Origin of the sequence: Ruegeria sp. HKCCD6119 (assembly GCF_013110585.1) — a bacterium.
Taxonomy (GTDB): Bacteria; Pseudomonadota; Alphaproteobacteria; order Rhodobacterales; family Rhodobacteraceae; genus Ruegeria.
Window position 1 is genome coordinate 54,435 of sequence record NZ_WVQV01000010.1, and the last position, 17,789, is coordinate 72,223.

At 59.4% G+C, this 17,789-nt stretch carries 25 protein-coding genes; 12 read left to right on the top strand and 13 right to left on the bottom strand.

All coding sequences use genetic code 11. The features are described from left to right. Positions 1 to 138: 138 nt before the first annotated feature. Both GS611_RS17545 and GS611_RS17550 read right to left on the bottom strand, forming a co-directional pair. Positions 139 to 591, bottom strand: a complete 453-nt coding sequence (locus GS611_RS17545) for a hypothetical protein (RefSeq protein WP_245218195.1) — start codon at positions 589 to 591, stop codon at positions 139 to 141. After that, the gene (locus GS611_RS17550; protein ID WP_171637604.1) at positions 591 to 1,784 is read right to left on the bottom strand and encodes a PLP-dependent aminotransferase family protein; all 1,194 of its coding nucleotides are present in this window, start codon (positions 1,782 to 1,784) and stop codon (positions 591 to 593) included. The genes GS611_RS17545 and GS611_RS17550 overlap by 1 nt, the downstream gene beginning before the upstream one ends. 150 nt (positions 1,785 to 1,934) lie before the next feature. On the opposite strand from GS611_RS17550, the gene GS611_RS17555 reads away from it, so the two are divergent. Further along, positions 1,935 to 2,705 carry a FadR/GntR family transcriptional regulator gene (locus GS611_RS17555; RefSeq protein ID WP_171637607.1) on the top strand — a complete coding sequence of 257 codons (771 nt, stop codon included), beginning with the start codon at positions 1,935 to 1,937 and terminating at the stop codon, positions 2,703 to 2,705. Positions 2,706 to 2,747: 42 nt separating this feature from the next. On the opposite strand, the gene GS611_RS17560 is transcribed toward GS611_RS17555, so the two are convergent. From GS611_RS17560 to GS611_RS17585, 6 genes are all read right to left on the bottom strand, one after another. After that, complete coding sequence (locus GS611_RS17560; RefSeq protein ID WP_171637608.1) at positions 2,748 to 3,581, bottom strand: hypothetical protein; 834 nt, start codon at positions 3,579 to 3,581, stop codon at positions 2,748 to 2,750. A 201-nt stretch (positions 3,582 to 3,782) separates the two neighbouring features. After that, positions 3,783 to 4,343, bottom strand: coding sequence for a F0F1 ATP synthase subunit B (locus GS611_RS17565; RefSeq protein WP_171637609.1), 561 nt, complete (start codon positions 4,341 to 4,343; stop codon positions 3,783 to 3,785). 5 nt (positions 4,344 to 4,348) lie between these two features. After that, positions 4,349 to 4,900 carry a F0F1 ATP synthase subunit B' gene (locus tag GS611_RS17570; protein WP_171169212.1) on the bottom strand — a complete coding sequence of 184 codons (552 nt, stop codon included), beginning with the start codon at positions 4,898 to 4,900 and terminating at the stop codon, positions 4,349 to 4,351. Positions 4,901 to 4,986: 86 nt separating this feature from the next. Next, positions 4,987 to 5,211: a F0F1 ATP synthase subunit C gene (locus GS611_RS17575; RefSeq protein ID WP_005981269.1), complete on the bottom strand. Its 225-nt coding sequence runs from the start codon at positions 5,209 to 5,211 to the stop codon at positions 4,987 to 4,989. A 48-nt stretch (positions 5,212 to 5,259) separates the two neighbouring features. Further along, positions 5,260 to 6,018 carry a F0F1 ATP synthase subunit A gene (locus tag GS611_RS17580; protein WP_171637610.1) on the bottom strand — a complete coding sequence of 253 codons (759 nt, stop codon included), beginning with the start codon at positions 6,016 to 6,018 and terminating at the stop codon, positions 5,260 to 5,262. 2 nt (positions 6,019 to 6,020) lie between these two features. Further along, positions 6,021 to 6,353 carry an AtpZ/AtpI family protein gene (locus tag GS611_RS17585; protein WP_171637611.1) on the bottom strand — a complete coding sequence of 111 codons (333 nt, stop codon included), beginning with the start codon at positions 6,351 to 6,353 and terminating at the stop codon, positions 6,021 to 6,023. A gap of 231 nt (positions 6,354 to 6,584) precedes the next feature. Here GS611_RS17585 and GS611_RS17590 point away from each other — a divergent pair, with 231 nt between their 5' ends. Beyond that, positions 6,585 to 6,920: a metalloregulator ArsR/SmtB family transcription factor gene (locus GS611_RS17590; RefSeq protein WP_170344797.1), complete on the top strand. Its 336-nt coding sequence runs from the start codon at positions 6,585 to 6,587 to the stop codon at positions 6,918 to 6,920. Here GS611_RS17590 and GS611_RS17595 read toward each other — a convergent pair. From GS611_RS17595 to GS611_RS17605, 3 genes are all read right to left on the bottom strand, one after another. Then, on the bottom strand, positions 6,917 to 7,330 hold the full coding sequence (locus GS611_RS17595) for a universal stress protein (RefSeq protein WP_171637612.1): 414 nt from the start codon (positions 7,328 to 7,330) through the stop codon (positions 6,917 to 6,919). The genes GS611_RS17590 and GS611_RS17595 overlap by 4 nt on opposite strands. 126 nt (positions 7,331 to 7,456) lie before the next feature. Next, positions 7,457 to 8,371, bottom strand: coding sequence for a DMT family transporter (locus GS611_RS17600; RefSeq protein ID WP_171637613.1), 915 nt, complete (start codon positions 8,369 to 8,371; stop codon positions 7,457 to 7,459). Further along, positions 8,368 to 9,246, bottom strand: a complete 879-nt coding sequence (locus GS611_RS17605; protein WP_171637614.1) for a LysR family transcriptional regulator — start codon at positions 9,244 to 9,246, stop codon at positions 8,368 to 8,370. The genes GS611_RS17600 and GS611_RS17605 overlap by 4 nt, the downstream gene beginning before the upstream one ends. Positions 9,247 to 9,366: 120 nt before the next feature. Between GS611_RS17605 and GS611_RS17610 the strand changes: the two genes are divergently transcribed. Both GS611_RS17610 and GS611_RS17615 read left to right on the top strand, forming a co-directional pair. Then, positions 9,367 to 9,948: an FMN-dependent NADH-azoreductase gene (locus GS611_RS17610; protein ID WP_171637616.1), complete on the top strand. Its 582-nt coding sequence runs from the start codon at positions 9,367 to 9,369 to the stop codon at positions 9,946 to 9,948. Positions 9,949 to 10,018: 70 nt separating this feature from the next. Then, a complete protein-coding gene (locus GS611_RS17615) occupies positions 10,019 to 10,756 on the top strand; it encodes an aspartate/glutamate racemase family protein (RefSeq protein ID WP_171637618.1) in 738 nt (245 codons plus the stop codon). On the opposite strand, the gene GS611_RS17620 is transcribed toward GS611_RS17615, so the two are convergent. Next, on the bottom strand, positions 10,757 to 11,287 hold the full coding sequence (locus GS611_RS17620; RefSeq protein ID WP_171637620.1) for a prolyl-tRNA synthetase associated domain-containing protein: 531 nt from the start codon (positions 11,285 to 11,287) through the stop codon (positions 10,757 to 10,759). A 279-nt stretch (positions 11,288 to 11,566) separates the two neighbouring features. On the opposite strand from GS611_RS17620, the gene GS611_RS17625 reads away from it, so the two are divergent. Beyond that, positions 11,567 to 12,091, top strand: a complete 525-nt coding sequence (locus tag GS611_RS17625) for a hypothetical protein (RefSeq protein ID WP_171637622.1) — start codon at positions 11,567 to 11,569, stop codon at positions 12,089 to 12,091. On the opposite strand, the gene GS611_RS17630 is transcribed toward GS611_RS17625, so the two are convergent. Next, on the bottom strand, positions 12,088 to 12,975 hold the full coding sequence (locus GS611_RS17630; RefSeq protein ID WP_171637624.1) for a sulfotransferase domain-containing protein: 888 nt from the start codon (positions 12,973 to 12,975) through the stop codon (positions 12,088 to 12,090). The genes GS611_RS17625 and GS611_RS17630 overlap by 4 nt on opposite strands. A gap of 251 nt (positions 12,976 to 13,226) precedes the next feature. On the opposite strand from GS611_RS17630, the gene ffh reads away from it, so the two are divergent. From ffh to bluB, 7 genes are all read left to right on the top strand, one after another. Continuing rightward, entirely contained in the window at positions 13,227 to 14,723 is a 1,497-nt protein-coding gene (gene ffh, locus GS611_RS17635; RefSeq protein WP_171120316.1) for a signal recognition particle protein, read from the top strand. Positions 14,724 to 14,764: 41 nt separating this feature from the next. Continuing rightward, entirely contained in the window at positions 14,765 to 15,277 is a 513-nt protein-coding gene (locus GS611_RS17640) for a GNAT family N-acetyltransferase (RefSeq protein ID WP_171637626.1), read from the top strand. Then, a complete protein-coding gene (locus GS611_RS17645; RefSeq protein ID WP_171637628.1) occupies positions 15,274 to 15,825 on the top strand; it encodes a GNAT family N-acetyltransferase in 552 nt (183 codons plus the stop codon). The genes GS611_RS17640 and GS611_RS17645 overlap by 4 nt, the downstream gene beginning before the upstream one ends. Next, entirely contained in the window at positions 15,822 to 16,361 is a 540-nt protein-coding gene (locus GS611_RS17650; RefSeq protein ID WP_171637630.1) for a GNAT family N-acetyltransferase, read from the top strand. Before GS611_RS17645 ends, GS611_RS17650 begins: the two co-directional genes overlap by 4 nt. Then, a complete protein-coding gene (locus tag GS611_RS17655) occupies positions 16,358 to 16,654 on the top strand; it encodes a chorismate mutase (protein WP_170344783.1) in 297 nt (98 codons plus the stop codon). The genes GS611_RS17650 and GS611_RS17655 overlap by 4 nt, the downstream gene beginning before the upstream one ends. 96 nt (positions 16,655 to 16,750) lie before the next feature. Next, positions 16,751 to 17,140, top strand: coding sequence for a 30S ribosomal protein S16 (rpsP, locus tag GS611_RS17660; protein WP_010437590.1), 390 nt, complete (start codon positions 16,751 to 16,753; stop codon positions 17,138 to 17,140). Between the two features lie 12 nt (positions 17,141 to 17,152). Beyond that, entirely contained in the window at positions 17,153 to 17,788 is a 636-nt protein-coding gene (gene bluB / locus GS611_RS17665; protein WP_171637632.1) for a 5,6-dimethylbenzimidazole synthase, read from the top strand. Position 17,789 lies beyond the last annotated feature (1 nt).

Below are 17,789 nucleotides of genomic sequence, written 5' to 3' on the forward strand. Positions count from 1 at the left end.
GCTGCGTGTCCCATGATTCCTGTGCATTGGAAGTCTGCGCAAGGGATGGGGTCCGAGTCAACGGAGTTGCGCAGGATATGGGATATCACCCCAAGTTATCCACAACATCTTGCCGAAATACGCAAGAACGCGCGCATCTCAATATGGGGTGCATTCAAAGACCTGATACCCGTTTTCCCCACCGACGTTTTCATAAAGACCAAAGTCGATGCATTCGTAATTGGGGGTCGAGACGGCCGTCAGCAAAAGCCGCTCACCCGCATCGCGGTCACACCCCAAAACCCCAACGGTCACGGCTGCGTCCCCCAGCACGTCCAGGATCGGACATCCCGAAACCTGCGCCATCGCTAAAGCGGCGCGATCCCGGACCGGGCCCAGCCGAGGGGCGTATTGCGCGTTGATCCGCACAGCCTCGGCCAGGTCGCCGCGCACACGCACGTCGAACACACTGCCATTCACAGCCACGCGCGTGGCGGGAACGTCGCGGAAATGCGGGGTCCCGGCGGCGCAGGCGGCCAGCAGGAGCGGAGCGAGAAACCGGATCATGCCGCAGAGTTGCAGCATTTTGGTTAACAGAACCTTTCCGAACATCAGGCCCGCAGCACCTCTCCCAGCCGGCGAATACCTTCGCGGATTGTCGCCTCGTCAGAATTCGAAAAACTGAGACGGATCGTGTTTGCCCCGCTGCCATCCGGGAAGAACGCCTGCCCCGGAACAAATGCTACTTTGACGGTGTCCAGCGCACGCGCCAGCAGGTCAGAGCCAACCATCCCCTCGGGCAACGTGACCCAGATGAACATCCCCCCTTCGGGACGTGTCCAATCCACCCCGTCAGGCATATGCTGGTCCATCGCGTTCAGCATCACATCACGACGGGCGCGATAGACGTTTCGTACTTTCGGAATATGGGTGTCGAAACAGGCCTGCGCCACCTGATGCACGGCCATCTGGTTGATGGTCGCGGAATGAAGGTCCGCTGCCTGTTTCAGCAGCACCATCTGGGAAATGACTGGCTTGGACGCAACGACCCATCCCATACGCAAACCCGGCGACAGCGTTTTCGAGAAACTGCCGCAATAGATCGTCCGACAGTCCTCGATTGACCCTTTGCGGGCCTGCTCCAATGACAGTATGGGTGGGATCGGGTCCCCGTCATAGCGCAGAGCCTGATAGGCTCCGTCCTCTATCAACGCGCAATCCAGTTCCTCGGCCAGATCCAGCAAAGCCTCTCTGCCCTGCAAGTCCACGGTTTCTCCTGTCGGGTTCGCAAAATCCGCCGACAGATAGGCAAATTTCACTGCGCCTTCGCCCGCTGCGGCCTTGTATTCCTTGGCCCCCTGATTGCCATTGAGCCGGTCAAAGCGCGGCTCGTAGGCGTTGAATGCCGCCAGCGCACCCAGATAAGTGGGCCACCCGACCAGGGCCGTGTCGCCGGGGGACAGGAACAGCTTGCCCAGATAGTCCAGCGCCTGCTGCGACCCCGAGGTGATCAGGATGTTGTCGATGTCACAGGACACCCCGATTTCGCGCATGTGATGCGCCAGCCACTGCCGCAATGGGACATAGCCTTCGCTGACCGAATATTGCAGCGCCTGCGCATGAAAATCCGGCCCCAGAGCCTGCTGAAACGCCTGTGCAAACGCATCGGCGGGAAACAATGCGGGATCAGGAATCCCACCGGCAAAGGAAATGATGCCGGGTTGGTCGAGCAGCTTCAGCAATTCGCGGATCTCTGACGCTTTCATTCGCGAGGCCCGGGTGGCAAACAAAGGGTGTTGGGACATGAGGCTCCTCCGATCTCAACTCGGTGCAGCCTAAGCTCTCCCCCATTAAAGTCAACATTGCTGACCTAATTAATCAGCAGATGCAACCGGGGATTCTTGAACAGTACCAGCGTCCATGGTCAAATGAGTTGACCACTTTCGGAAGATGAGATGCCATTTCACAAAGTTCAGACGGAAAAGCTGTCGCTCGCAGTTGTTCGCCAGATCGAGCTTTTGATCCTGCGAGGCATCCTGCGCCCCGGCGAGCGCCTGCCATCCGAGCGGGAGTTGGCAGAGCGCATGGGCGTTTCGCGCCCGTCCCTGCGAGATGCAATTTCTGACCTTCAGGAACAGGGGCTTTTGACTGCGAAAGCCGGATCCGGGATCTATGTGGCCGAGGTTCTGGGCTCTGCCTTTTCACCGGCACTGATCCGTCTGTTCGGAAGCCATGAAGAAGCTGTATTCGATTACCTGTCCTTTCGCCGTGACATGGAAGGGCTGGCGGCGGAACGAGCCGCGCGCCTGGGATCAGACAGCGACCTGAAGGTCGTTCAGGCGATCTTTGACAAGATGCAGGCGGCCCACAACCGAAACGCTGCGAATGACGAGGCGCAGCTGGACGCCGAATTCCACATGGCCATCATCGAAGCCAGCCACAATGTGGTGATGCTGCACATGATGCGGTCGATGTATGACCTTCTGGTGCAGGGGGTGTTCTACAACCGTCAGACCATGTTCCGTCAGCGCGCCACCCGCGAGGCTATCCTGGACCAGCACCGCGCCATCAATGCGGCGCTGCAAGAGCGTGATCCCCTGGCCGCCCGAAATGCAATCGAACGCCATTTGGATTTTGTGAAACGCTGTATGGCGGACCAGCAAAAGGCCGATCGAAACGAAGCTATTGCGCAACAAAGGCTGCAACACGAAACCGGGCGGGGCTGAGCGCGGCCCCGATTTTGCAGACTAGGCAGGGCAAGGCCGGGACTAGGCAGCGCCCGACGCGGCTGGCAGCAGATGTCGGGGGAACGGCGCGCCGCTGCCTTCTCCCAAACGGTCCTCAGCGGCCAGTGTCGTCAGCGCCGGGTCGATGAACAGCCTTGCGCCGCGATCTCTCAGATGTTTGTGCAGCATAACGTGTTCGCACACCTGTTGGCCTTTTTCATCCCGGCAAGAATAGCGCAACCCTCGCAGCGCGCGGGATTTGTACAACCCGGCACCGCCGAATGCGCTGTCGACCGGGATTAGGGGCGTATCGGCAGGAATGTGGAACTGGCGGTCAAAAACAGCGGACTTCATGACAGACCGGCGCCATTTGCGACGCCCGAACAGCGGCCTGCGCGTGCTTTGAATGCGTTGCCATACGTCCTCATCACACCAACCCGAACAACGCAGAGCGTGGATATCATCATATGCTGGTTTGGGGTTGGCGAAAACGCCCTCCCACAACGGGGCGACCCGCTGTGCTGCTGTCAGAACCGCCTGAGCATCCAGGCAGGTATTCGGACCATCCAGATCCAACACCAGCGTCAACTCCAGATCCCTGTCCTGATCCTCGAGTTTTTTGAGAACTGCATTTCTGGCCGCCGTGATACGCTCGACCCGGTTTGGCAATTTTGACGCAAGACCATCCAGTCGCAGGATATCGACATGCCTGTTTTGCACCGCATAGTCGGACAACACCTGATCCGTACCGTCCGTGTTGTCGTTCGTGGCAATGGTGACGGTGAACCGGTGCAACTGCGCAGACAGGTTTTCGATCCTGTTGATCGTGTCGATCAGAGCCGACCCGCCATTTCGGACGACGCCGACAATACTCATCGAAACTGCGTTGCCTGACACCGCCTGTCTTTCCCTGTTGTTTTCACGCCCCCATCAGGGCGCTCCTATCAACCTGATCCCCGGCAGGTCGTAGGATTCGGAGTGTTCCAAACAACAGAAACAGAAGCACGGCAAAAACAAAAGACCCGACAGCCAAAAGCTCTCGGGTCGTCTGTATCACGTGTCTGTCGGGGTCACCCGTCAGTGCAGCTTGGCATCCACATCTGCAATCGATGCATCGATCAGCTTGTTGGCCTGCGCTGCGGTCATTTGCTTTGTCAGAACCGAGCCGGCCGCCGAAACCGCAACCGAAACGGCCTGATCACGCACTTCCTTCAGTGCAGATGCTTCGGCTGAAGCGATCTGGTCCTGAGCCGCGGCCAGACGACGTTCGATCGACTTTTCCAAGTCAGCTTTCGCCTGTTCTGCTGCCAAGGCCGCGTCTTCCTTCGCTGCCGCGACAATCGCATCGGCCTGCCCCTGAACTTCACGCTGCTTGCGCTCGTACGAGGCCAGCAAACTGCGGGCTTCTTCATGCAGAGCACGGGCTTCGTCCAGTTCGGATTTGATGCCTTCGGCACGTTTGTCCAGCGCACCGCCGATCATACCGGGGACCTTGAAATAGAACAGGACCGCGATGAAGACGATGAAGCCCAGAAGGACGACAAAGTCGGTATTGCCAAGCGAGAAGAACGGGCCGCTTGCAGCCAGCGCGGGGCTGGCGGCACCAACGGTCAGGATAAGGGCAAGAGTGTTCCGCATGTCACTTATCCTTTTGTCTGTGCGTCTACTGCACTGTCGATGGCTTTGGCATCTGCCTCGCCGCCCAGTGCGGTGACCAGTTCAGCCGCCGTATCCTTGGCAACCACTTGAATGCTTTCCAGCGCACCGGCACGGATTTCGGCGATTGCCTTTTCCGATTCAGCCGCCTTGGCAGCGATTTCCGCATCCGCCTTGGCAATCGCATCATCCAGACCTGCCTGGATTTCCGCACGTGCTTCGGCAGCGATACGCTGCGCTTCGGCACGGGCATCGGCCAGCGCCTTGTTATAGGCCTCTTCGGCCTCGACCGCCTTGGCCTTCAGATCTTCGGCCGCAGCCAGGTCATTTGTAATGGTCCCCTGACGTTCAGCCAGGATTGCCGCGATGCGGGGCAGAGCCACGCGGGACAGGACCAGAAAGATGACGACCAGCGTAATGACCAGCCAGAAAATCTGGTTGGGGAACCAATCGAAGCAGAGCTGTGGCATCCCGATGGCAGAGCCATAGGAGTCGACGCACGAGCCAGCTACCTCTTTTGTAAGGGGTTCAGTCGCCATGATATCCTCCGTCGGAAACGTGTCTTTACAACAGGTGGGCCGCTATGGCTTGGGCCCACCTGCGCGTAAGGATCAGGTTCCGCAGATTATACGGCGAACATCAGCAGCAGCGAGACCAGGAATGCGAAGATCCCCAGGGCTTCTGCGAACGCGATACCGATGAAGAGGGTTGCGGTCTGCGAAGCAGCCGCCGAAGGGTTGCGCAGGGCGCCGGCCAGGAAGTTGCCTGCAACGTTGCCCACCCCGATTGCGGCTGCGCCGGAACCGATTGCTGCCAGGCCTGCGCCGATGTGTGCGAGATCGCCTTCCATGATGTGTCTCCTTACGAATTGGAAGTTTCGATGTTGGGGTATCGGACCTTAGTGCGAAGGATGCAGCGCATCTTTCAGATAAACACAGGTCAGAATGGTGAATACGTAGGCCTGGATGAAGGCCACCAGGACCTCAAGACCATACATTGCAGTGATCGCCAGAACCGACACGGGCGAGATCACGGCAATCGCGGCGAAGCCTGCGAAAACCTTGATAACCGCGTGACCTGCCATGACGTTACCGGCAAGACGGATGGAGTGGCTGACAGGGCGTACGAAGTACGAGATCAGCTCGATGAGCGCCAGGATCGGGCGCAGCGCCAGAGGCGCGCTGGAGACCCAGAACAGGCCCAGGAATGCGGCGCCGTTCTTCACGAAACCCAGCACGGTCACGGTCAGGAACACAGCCAGTGCCAGCGGGATGGTCACGGCGAAATGCGACGTGGTGGTGAACGAGGTCGGGATCAGCCCCAGGAAGTTTGCGCAGACGATGAACATGAACAGGGTCATGACATAGGGGAAGTATTTCACGCCCTCCTTGCCGCAGATGTCTTCCAGCATCTTGTAGATGAAGCCATAGGCCAGCTCGGCCACCGACTGCATACGGGTCGGAACGATGGCGCGTTTCGAAGTGGGCAGCACCAGCAGAGCGATTATGGCCAGCACCGCAAAGAACAACCACAGGGTCACGTTGGTGACCGTGAACATGCCTACTGCACCGTCGCCGAACAGCGGCTTGACGATGAACTGATCCATCGGGTGGAATACCAGGCTGCTGCCTTCTGCTGCGGTGGTCTCGGTTGCCACGTTCAGTCCCTCTCGTCCTTCTCGGCAGCCGTTGCCGCCGTTTGTTTCTCTTGAGCCTCTTTCGCGCTGCGGAGCATAACCTTCACGCCCGCGACAAGGCCCAGCAATGTAAACAGCACCAGAAAGATCGGGATCGTCCCGAGCAGGCTGTCCAGCCCGTATCCGATGCCAAATCCGATCCCCAGACCGGATACCATTTCGATGACCATCCGCCAGGCAAGCTCGCCCCCGGACACGTCAGCATCCGCACGAGGTTTTGGCGCTTTGGCCTTTTTCGCCGCTTCGATCTTGGCCTCAAGCTGCGCCATACGCTGCTTTTGGTCATCATCGGTCACGGGCGTTTCCCTCGTACAATCTTGGGCATGGTGCTAAGGCGCGAAGCGCGCAGAGTCAACGACCTTGAATGCCCTCATTGACGCAGCCTAAAGCATTGAAAATTTTATGATTTTCAGAACCCACAGGGCGTGTCATTGGTTTCGAGGGCCACCATTGCGCCGCCAAGGCCCTGAATCCACATATTCAACCAAATGGTTGACCAATCCCGGCAGCTATGGTTGAGCGGACGCATGTCCAACGATCTCGACACCGTCTTTGCAGCCCTCGCCGACCCCACCCGCCGCGCCATTCTGGCGATGCTGCTGGAGGATGACATGGCGGTGACGGATGTGGCCGAACCGTTCGAGATGTCGCTGGCGGCGATTTCCAAACACCTGGTCATACTGACCAAGGCCGGTCTGATCAGTCAGGAAAAACGCGGGCGGGTAAAATGGTGCAAGCTGGAACCCGACGCCTTGCGCGCCGCTTCGGTCTGGATGCAGGGGTTCGGACAATTCGAGCCCGTCAATCTGGACGCGTTCGAACGGTTTCTGGAAGCTGAACTGCCAAAGTCGGGTGAGGCCTAGCGCACCACAAAAACAGACATGCTGGCGTGTTTCGCCAGATAACCGGCGTGGCTGGAAAAAATATAGTCGGTGATCCGGGGCGCGTGGGTGCCGACAATGACCAGATCTGCGCCAATCTCCTCGGCCGCGCGGTTCAGATCGCTGTCCACCTCTGCGGCAACGTCGACCGAGTGGATTTTGCGCATGGAAACGTCTGATCCACTTTCTGCGGCCAACTGTTCGGTGAACTCCGCCAACTCCTTGTCGATCTCGGCCTCGGTTTCCGAGGATTCACCCATATGGGCCCCGGTAACGCTGACCAGGGTGATTTTGGCGCCCTGCCATTTTGCAACCTGCGCGGCAACATCGGCTGCTTTGCGAACTTCGGGCGGTAGATGCCGGTCAACCGGCAACATGATATGTTTGAACATGATCTCCTCCATTTGCCTGCCAAAGAGGTTATGGAAGAGCCCGCAGGGGCGCCTTGATCTGGCTCAACAAATTCCACCTCTGGAATGCATCTAGGATCTGTCGGGTTTTTCCAGCGAAGACATGGCTTATTCCACGGCGCGGCGAACAGGCACCGAGGGCGGGACTTCCTCTTTCAACAACATCAGCAGGGCGATGATTGTCAGCGCCACACCACCCAGGATCAAACCGGTTGGCACGCCTTTGCCCAGCGCAATCTCCCACAGAATGACCCAGCTGGGAACCAGGTAGGTATAGGCCATGACCTTGGCCGACGGCAGCCGCAAAGAAGAAAACTGCACCAGCACGAAGCTGGCTGCCGTTGCAAATAACGAAATATAGAACAGACCGATCCAGACAATAGCCGGAAGCCTGGCCCAATCGGTTGCCATCAGGTCCGACCAGCCGAAGACGACCAACAACAGACACCCGGCGACCAGCGTACCGAAAGTGAATACCACGGCGGGCTCTCCTCGGTTCAGCTTGCGTATCATGGGCGTATAGATCGCATGGGCGACGCAGCCCCAGAAATAGATGATTTCGCCGCCACCGATTTCAAAGGCGCGGAACATTTGCCAATCGGCCCGAAAAATCACCCAAAGCGCCCCCACGGCGCCAATGGTCAGGGCCAGCGCCATGCGCGGAGTCGTGATCTGGCGCAACAAGACCCAACCGGCTATGGCAGAGACAACTGGTGTCAGGGTGAACACCGCCGCCGCACTAACAGGTGGGGCGGTTCGCAACCCATAGAACATCAGGACGAAATAGGTGGCGAACAAAGCCCCGAGCACCAGATAGCGCCAAGGGGCCTGCGCGGCGCTGCGCGGCAGGCCGGTTGTCGCCAGGGCGGCCAAACCAATCACGGCAGCGGCAATCGCAAAGCGAACCGCATTCAGGGCGGCTGGCGCGATTTCGTTGGCGATCATGGACCCCAGCGAAAAGCTGCCTGCCACAAGGGCTGAAAAGGCAAGCATGGCCAGATGGCCACGCATCTGCGGGCTCATGGCTGCCAGCCTTTGGCTTCTTCTTTCAGAAAGCTCAGAAAGGCCTGTACCTTGGTGGTGCGGTGCAAATCCACGTGGGTCACCAGCCACAGATTGCCGAACCATTCCGGCAGCGGATCAATCACCTCGACCAGATTGTTGTGGCGGGCAGCCTCCCAACGAGCCATGAAGCCGATGCCGGCACCGGCCAGAACGGCCTCGCGCATGCAGAAGTTGTTGGTACAGCGGAAGGTGATGCGATCGGCGGGTACCGTCGCGCGCAGCCAGCGTGTGAACGGCGCGCGGCTGGTCTCATCATCGGAACTGACGAAGTGATGGCGTGCAAAATCTTCGATTCCGGATGGCTTGCCGAACCGTTCGATGTACGAGGCGCTGGCATAAAGACCAACTTCCTCTTGTCGGAAAGGCTGGACGACATTGTCGGGTTGATCAGGGGCCGATCCGGCGCGGATCGCCACATGCGCCTCACCGTATTCCAACCGGAACAGCCGGTCGCCCGTCAGGTATCGCACGATCAGGTCCGGATGCATCTTTTGAAACGCGGTGAGCGTCGGCACCACCAACGGGGCAAGAGACCCCAGGGATGTCACGACCAATTCACCCGAGACATCGTCTCCGCGTCCCTTCATCCGGCCGACAAGCTGGTTGAACTGATCTTCGGTCGCCTGGGCCACACGCAACAGATCGTCGCCTGCTTCGGTCGGCGTATACCCACGGGCATGGCGCTGGAACAGTTTGACACCCAATCGCGCCTCGATCGCATCAATGTGACGGATCACGGTGGCGTGGTGAACACCCAGAACCTCTGCCGCGCCGCTGACCGTCCCCATGCGTGCCACCTGATAGGCGGTTCTCACTTCATCCCAATTATCCATGGCAATGTCGTCACTGTGCAATTTCCAACAATAACTGTTGATGTATCCGAGTTTTGTTCATCAACGCAACAATCATATTGGGCGCAAGACAAGATTCCCCTGACCAAAAGGACCAAAACAATGACCAAAACGATCCTTCACATCGACTCATCCGCCCGCCGCGTGAACTCGACCACGCGCGATCTGTCTGACCGTGTGGTCAAGCAACTGGGCGCTGACCGTATCATCCGCCGCGATCTGGCCACCCCCCTGCCCCTGCTGACAGAAGACTGGATCGCCGCCAATTTCACCCCCGCCGAGCAGCGCGACGATCTACAGCGCGACCGGCTGGCCCTGTCGGACGAACTCGTTTCCGAACTGAAAGAGGCCGACACCATCGTCATCGGCCTGCCGATCTACAACTTTTCGGTGCCTGCAGCATTCAAGGCCTGGGTCGACCTCGTGGCGCGCGCGGGCCTGACCTTTTCCTACACGGAAAACGGCCCCAAAGGCCTGCTGGAAGGGAAACGTGCCATTCTGGCCATCGCATCGGGCGGTGTTCCTGTCGGATCCGAAGCTGATTTCGCCACCAATTACGCGCGCCACGTTCTGGGTTTCATCGGCATTCATGACATCGACGTCATCGCCGCTGATCAGATGGCCGTGAACCCGGATGCGGCGCTGGAAAATGCCCACAAGGCGGTTGCGGAGCTTGCAGCCTGATCGCCTCTGGCCAACGAGCGTGGAAACGTCCAGTCTGCATGCGAGCAAACAGGCAGACTGGATGGGCCACATGAAGAAAATCGGCATTCTGGGCGGTGTGGGCTGGGCCTCGACCGTCGATTATTACCGGGCGATTGCCGAAGGTGCCGGGCGTTATCACGCGGAACGCGGCCATGGTTCGCCTTTGCCAATCCCACCGATGACCATCGAATCCGTTACGCAGGCCAGAACGCGCGCCCTGCGCGGTGTCGCCGGTGATGAGGCAAGCTGGGCGGATTTTGACGCGGTGTTCCGCGACGCCCTGCTGACTCTCGAACGCGCCGGGTGCGATTTTGGCATTATCGCGTCCAACACCCCCCATGCGCGGCTTCACGCGATACGGCAGGGTGTCTCGATGCCGATCCTCAACATCTTTGACGCAACCGCCGAGGCGACGGCAGGTACCGGCGCATCACGGGCTCTGGTCCTGGGAACAACCGTGACGATGCAGGCCACCAACTATGCGGATCGACTGGCCGCCGAAGGCATTGCCGCGAATGAACGGTTGCCCGAACCCGAGATTTCCCAGATGCAGGCCATGATCGACAGTGATTTCTATGGTGGTGCAACCGACACGGCCCGCGCTCGTCTGCTGGCGTTTTGCGACAAGCACGCCAGCCCCGGAACCGCGATCCTGCTGGCCTGTACCGAGCTTCCACTGGCTTTTCCGAACCACCTGGACGATCCGGCGTTCGAAGCTGACGGGCATCTGTTCGTCAACCCGTCAGCCGCGCATGTTGCCGCCGCATTGAAAGAGGCGCTGATGTAATCAGGGCAACCACGTGACCGCGCAGCCGATGCGCTCGAAAAAGGCCATCATGTCGGCCCGCGTCAGGGCCACGGTGCGGTCGTTGACAAGGGGGTGCATGTAAATCACCTCGGCCTGCTGTGCCGCCGCATCCATGAAGAACCTGACATCATTCTGAACACCGTTGATCATCGCCAGCGGACTGACCGCGCCGGGGCGTATGCCGAGATTCTGAAACAGCCGGTCCGCCGAGCCGAAGGACAGGTTGCCTATGCCCAACTCGGCTCCCAAAGCCTTGAGATCAATCTCGCGACTTTGTTCCAAGGTCACCAGATAGTTGCGCTTTTTCTTGTCGCGCAGGTACAGGTTCTTGACCCTCAGCGCGTTCTCTCCCGGTGTCATGAACTGGTCTTCGACCGCCTTTGCATCCTCGACCGTACGCAATGGCACATGGGTATGCAGGCGATAGGTCAGCCCCCAATCTTCCATCTGCGCCAGCAATGCGTCCGAACTCAGCGGCAACGTGTCCTGATAGGTGGATGAAGCGTCCATGAAGCCCTCGCTTTTTTGGGATTGCTCATCGCGCAACAAAGCTTGGAATTCAAGCGCGGGACATACAATTGCCCGGTTGATGCCCGCCTGAATGAAGGTCGCGCGCATCACTGGCGCAGTCAGTGTCTGGCGTGCCGAACCTGGGCTTGACCCAGCCAACCACACTGCCCGAGATCAAGGACGGTGCTGTCCTTGCCCCGCGCGTTTCAGCCTGATTTCACGCAAGACGGTGATGAAACAAACTGGAACAGGGTGTTGGAACGGTGCTAGCGTACCGCCATGAAAGTGACCCGAGACACCCCGAACCAACTGATCATCGCCAATACGCCCTGGTTCATCGGTATCACGCTGGTCATTTTCATTCTGGCCTTTGTCGGCCCCGGTATTTTTCTGATGAGCACGGGCGGCGAAGGCATCTGGTTCGGCCTGATCTTCGCCCTTGGCGGAGGAGGTCTTGGGTTTGGTGCGTTTTGCGTTTTCGTAAGACGGGTTCAGATCATTCTGGATCGGAACAAGGACAGTATCCTGATCCGCCGCCAATCGGTTTTTGGTTACGAAGCGGTTGAACACAAACTGTCCAACCTGTCCCACGCAGAAATCGAAAGCACGACATCCCGAAGCAAAAACGGCACCTCGACGCTGTATCGCCCGGTCCTTGTTCTTGAGAAAGGCATGAGCGCGGGCCGCCATCCCATTGTCGAAGCGTTTTCCAGCGGCTCCGGCTCTCGCCGGTTGGCCGAGGCGGTGAATGACTGGCTTCCATCTAAGCCCGGCCAAGACCGTCGCGCAGTCGGGACGAATTAAGAGGTCAGGCCGCGTTCCAGCCACAATCGTTCTTCGGCTGAGACCAGCCGGGACATGCAGGAGTCATATCGCGCCATGTCCTGCTCGGTCAGCTTGCCTTCCCACTTGTTGCTTGTGCCCGAAGAGAAGAACTGCGCAAAGTCGTGAAAACCGCTGGTGAATCCGGGGGTTTGCTCCAGACGTATGGCATTGTTTTTCATCGATCCGAAACTGCCGGCCCCGGCTATGTCCTTGACCAGATCCGGGTTAATTTCGATGTCCATGATCCGTGCAAGGCGCGCGACCTGTCCCGGAAGATCCCGGCTGAGCTCGGCATAGTGCAAAAAATGGATGTTGGACAGGTCGCGATACATCCAAAAGGAATGGAAGTGATGAATGATCGATCTGAGGGTCAGGTCATCTGTGCCCTTGGACGACGCGGGCCGGTTCAAAAACATGTCGAAAGCTTCCGACAGATCGTCGGGGAACAGGTAATCAAGCCAGTCATGCTTCATATTCTCGACATGGCGGCGCATTGAAAAATGAACGTCAACCGGGTGGCGGTGAACAACCAGATATTGCGCATTTGGCGAGAACAAGATGCCATCAAGCGGGGTATGTGTCTTGATACAGCGCCGATGGCTTTGCGCGCTCAGTTCATCCGCCTGCGCCACCCGGTCGCGAAAGCTGCAATCAAGCCACGGTGAGACCCTGTTGTCGTACACACTGGGGTCGGCCGTTTCGGTGATGAGCATGCGCACCAGTGTTTGCGTCCAAGTGGTGCCGCATTTGGGCGGTGTGCACACAAAAACGTCGCTGGGCCGGATCTCGAATCCGGACCATATATCGGTGTTGGTCACTTCGCCGACATAGTCGGTCGTCTTTCGCGGCAGACCATTCTTCATCGCCCCCTCCCTCAGCTTCAATCACGCAGAATAGCCCGCAATGTGACACTCACATAGCTTATCTTGACTCACACGGCCCAGAGGCGTAGATGATCGCCAAACATCCGGAAGCCTTTCGATCTTCCGGTCCCTTGAGTCGTTCAGGGATCGCCCCCCACCAGCGAGTTTCGCCCGTGGGGGCGTTTGTGCATTGACCCGTCTGCCCTTATCTAAGGGGCGCCAAATCAGAACCGGCTAAGGAGGCCGCAGGCATGTTTGAAAATCTATCCGAACGCCTCTCTGGCGTCTTCGACCGGTTGACCAAACAGGGCGCCCTGTCCGAGGAAGACGTCAAAACCGCCCTGCGTGAGGTCCGCGTTGCCCTACTTGAGGCCGACGTCTCGCTGCCGGTTGCAAGGGAATTCGTCAAGAAAGTTCAAAGCCAGGCCACCGGTCAGGCAGTCACCAAGTCGATCACCCCCGGTCAGCAGGTCGTCAAGATCGTGCATGACGCTTTGGTTGACACCCTGCGTGGCGAGGAAGACCCCGGCGCGCTGAAGATCGACAACCCGCCCGCACCGATCCTGATGGTCGGCTTGCAGGGTTCGGGTAAAACGACGACCACCGGCAAGCTGGCGAAACGTCTGAAAGAGAAAGAGGGCAAAAAGGTCCTGATGGCCTCGCTGGACGTCTACCGCCCGGCGGCGATGGATCAGCTGGCGGTTCTGGGCACCCAGATCGGAGTGGACACCCTGCCGATCGTTCCCGGCCAGAAACCTGTCGATATTGCCAAGCGCGCCAAACAGCAGGCGACGCTGGGTGGCTACGACGTGTACATGCTCGACACCGCGGGTCGTCTGCACATCGACGAAGTCCTGATGGATGAGGTCGAACAGGTCCGCAACGCCGTTGACCCGCGCGAGACGCTGCTGGTGGTTGACGGCCTGACCGGGCAGGTCGCCGTCGAGGTCGCTGAAGAGTTCGACGCCAAGGTCGGCATCTCGGGCGTGGTTCTGACGCGGATGGACGGCGACGGGCGCGGTGGTGCGGCGCTGTCGATGCGCGCAGTCACCGGCAAGCCGATCCGCTTTGTCGGTCTGGGCGAGAAGATGGACGCGCTCGAAACCTTCGAGCCGGACCGGATCGCCGGTCGGATTCTGGGCATGGGTGACATCGTTGCCCTGGTCGAAAAGGCCCAGGAAACGATGGAGATGGAACAGACCGAGCGCATGATGAAGCGCATGGTCAAGGGTCAGTTCAACATGAACGACCTGAAAATGCAGCTGGAACAGATGATCCAGATGGGCGGCATGCAGGGCATGATGGGTATGATGCCGGGCATGGGCAAGATGGCCAAGCAGATGGATCAGGCCGGTCTGGACGACAGGATTCTGCGCCAGCAGATCGCCATGATCCAGTCGATGACCAAGCGCGAACGCGCCAACCCGCAGATCCTTCAGGCCAGCCGCAAGAAACGCATCGCGGCGGGGTCCGGGATGGAGGTCAGCGACCTCAACAAGCTGCTCAAGATGCACCGGCAGATGTCGGACATGATGAAGAAGATGGGCAAGATGGGCAAAGGCAAGATGCTGAAACAGGCCATGAAAGGCATGTTCGGCAAAGGCGGCCCCAGCCCCGAGGAGATGGCCGCAGGCATGGACCCCAAGGCGCTGGAACAGGCGGCCAAGGCCATGGGTGGCAAAATGCCCGGTCTGGGCGGCGGCATGGGTCTGCCTCCGGGCCTGAGCGGGTTCGGAAAGAAAAAGTGACCCCCGCACGCTGTACCCAGCCCCCGTCCGGAAAGGCGGCGATGGCAGCAGCGCAATATCGCGCAGCCCTGCCGGTCATTCAGACCCGGCGGCTGGTACTGCGCGTGCCCACACTGGACGACCTGCCGGTGTGGACGTCGATCTGCAAAGACAGCTTTGGTGACACCGCGCAAGCAGCGTGGACCGAGTTTTCCTATTATACCGCGGGCTGGCTTCTGCATGGTCACGGCCTGTTCACGGTCACGCTCAAAGGAAATGATCAGGCCATTGGCTTCGTCGTTCTGGGCTTGGAATGGGACGATCACGAACCGGAACTTGGCTATATGTTCGGCTCTGAACACCGGATGCAGGGCTATGCCACCGAAGCTTGCGCCGCCGTGCGTGATTTCGGATTCGACCTGCTGGGATCGGGGCAGTTCGTAAGCTATGTTTCGCAATCCAACGCCCGTTCGAACGCGCTTGCCCAACGACTGGGCGCAGCGCGTGATGCCGATGCAGAAAGCGCCTTCGGGCCAACCCAGCATGTCTGGCGCTACCGCGAGGTGCAGGCATGACATTCGCGTTGCCGATCCCGACGCTGGAAACCGAACGCCTGATCCTGCGCGCGCCGTCCGAGGCCGATGTCGATGCGGACACTGCCTTCTTTGCAAGCGATGCGGCCAAGTTCGTCGGCGGCCCTCTGCGCAGGGATGAGGTTTGGCGGGTGGTCGCCTCGCTGCTGGGGCACTGGGCTTTGCGCGGCTATGGGTATTGGAGCGTCGATGAAAAAGACACCGGCACCTATGTCGGGCGGATCGGGCTTTGGTTTCCCGAAGGCTGGCCGGAACCCGAAGTTGGCTGGACCCTGTTGAACCACGCTACCGGCAAGGGCTATGCGACCGAGGCCGCGCTGACCGCACGCGCCTACGCCTATGATGTATTGGGCTGGGAAACCGCGATCTCACTGATCGACCTGGACAATCACGCCAGCAAGGCCGTGGCCAAGCGTCTGGGCGCGCAGTTCGAGTATCACTATGACCACCCCAAGTTCGGAAAATCCGAAATCTGGCGGCACCCGGCGCCCTCGGATCTGGTGAATGGCGGAATGGAGGCATACGCATGACCTCTTTCACCATTCCCACCATTGAAACCGAACGCCTGATCCTGCGCGCGCCGCATCTGGATGACCTGCCCGCAATGACCGCATTCTTCGCGACCGAGCGCAGCCATATGGTGGGCGGCCCGAAGGATTCGTTCGAATGCTGGAGCTCTCTGTCGAACCGGCTGGGTCATTGGGCGTTGCGGGGTTATGGCCTGTGGCACCTGACCGAAAAGGCCGGCGGCACATTCGTCGGCTGGGCCGGAATGATCTACGTACCGGGCTGGGCCGAACCGGAACTGGGTTGGACCCTGACGGAAGAAGCCGAAGGCAAGGGGCTGGCCTTTGAAGCTGCATCGGCTGCGCGTGATCATGCCGCCCGGCATCAGGGCCTGAATGGTGTGATCTCTTACATCGCCCATGCAAATGATCGTTCGCGCGCTTTGGCTGAACGGCTTGGTGCAACGCTGGAGCTTGAGAATGCCGAACTTCTGGGCAAGCACGCTCAGATCTGGCGCCATCCGCAGATTGACTTGACCACCGAAAGGACCGGCCAATGACCAACCCCGTGACACAGGCTGCCACGCTGTTGAAAGAGCATCGCGAAAGCATCGACAGGCTGGATGCGATCCTCGTCTACACGCTTGGCGAGCGGTTCAAGCACACGCAGGCCGTTGGCAAGCTCAAGGCCGAACACGACCTTCCCCCGTCCGATCCCTCGCGCGAAGCTGCGCAGATCGCACGGTTAGAAGACCTGGCGAATGAGGCCGATCTGGACCCCGATTTCGCCAAGGCTTTCCTGAATTTCATCATTCAGGAAGTCATCCGACACCACCGGAAGCATCAAGAGTGAACCTCCGGTTCAACAAACACCAGAACTAACCGGCACCCACGCCGGCTCAAACAAAGACACGCCTCTGGCGTGATGCCATTCAAAGGAGATACCACCATGGCAATGAAAATTCGTCTCGCCCGCGGCGGCTCGAAAAAACGTCCTTTCTATCGCATCGTTGCGGCTGACAGCCGTATGCCGCGCGATGGCCGTTTCATCGAGAAACTGGGCACCTACAACCCGCTGCTGCCGAAAGACAGTGAAGAGCGCGTGAAAATGAACATGGAGCGCATCCAGTACTGGCTGGATCAGGGCGCACAGCCCACCGACCGTATCGCACGCATGCTGGAAGCGGCCGGTGCCCGTGACAAGGCCGAGCGCAACAACCCCAACAAGGGAACTCCGGGCAAGAAAGCCCAGGAGCGCGCCGAAGAGAAAGCCGCCAAGGCCGCTGAAGCAGCCGAAGCCGCTGCTGCTCCGGCGGAAGAAGCCGCAGCAGAAGAATAAGCAGGCGCACGCGTGCGGGATCATTCCTTTACAGACGATTTTCGCACGCAGTTCGACCTGTTGTTGCGGCTCCGGCGGGATGTGCGCCGGTTCCGCACCGATACGATTGACGAGGCAGTGCTGGCGCGCTGCCTCGACGCATTTCGACTGGCCCCTTCGGTGGGGCTCAGCGAACCCTGGCGCGTGATCCGCGTCGAAAGCGAAGCGGCAAGGGCCGCAGCGCTGAAGAATTTTCGCACCGCCAATGACCACGCTTTGGCGGGCTACTCGGGGGACAAGGCGCAGCTATACAGCAGTCTGAAGCTTTCCGGGATGCAGGAAGCGCCTGTGCAACTGGCCGTCTTCTGCGACGACAGCACCGAAAAAGGGCTGGGACTTGGCGCCGGCACGATGCCCGAGATGCGGCGCTACTCTGTCGTGTCGGCGATCACTTTGTTCTGGCTTGCACTTCGGGTCGAAGGGCTGGGGCTGGGCTGGGTTTCCATTCTGGATCCCGACCAGATGAAGCGCGATCTGAATGCTCCTGAAACCTGGCGCCTGATCGGCTATTTCTGTGTCGGCCGGCCGGAACAGATGTCGGATACACCTGAACTGGAACAGGTCGGCTGGGAAACCCGGGCGCAGGGCCTGACGATCGAAACAAGGTAAG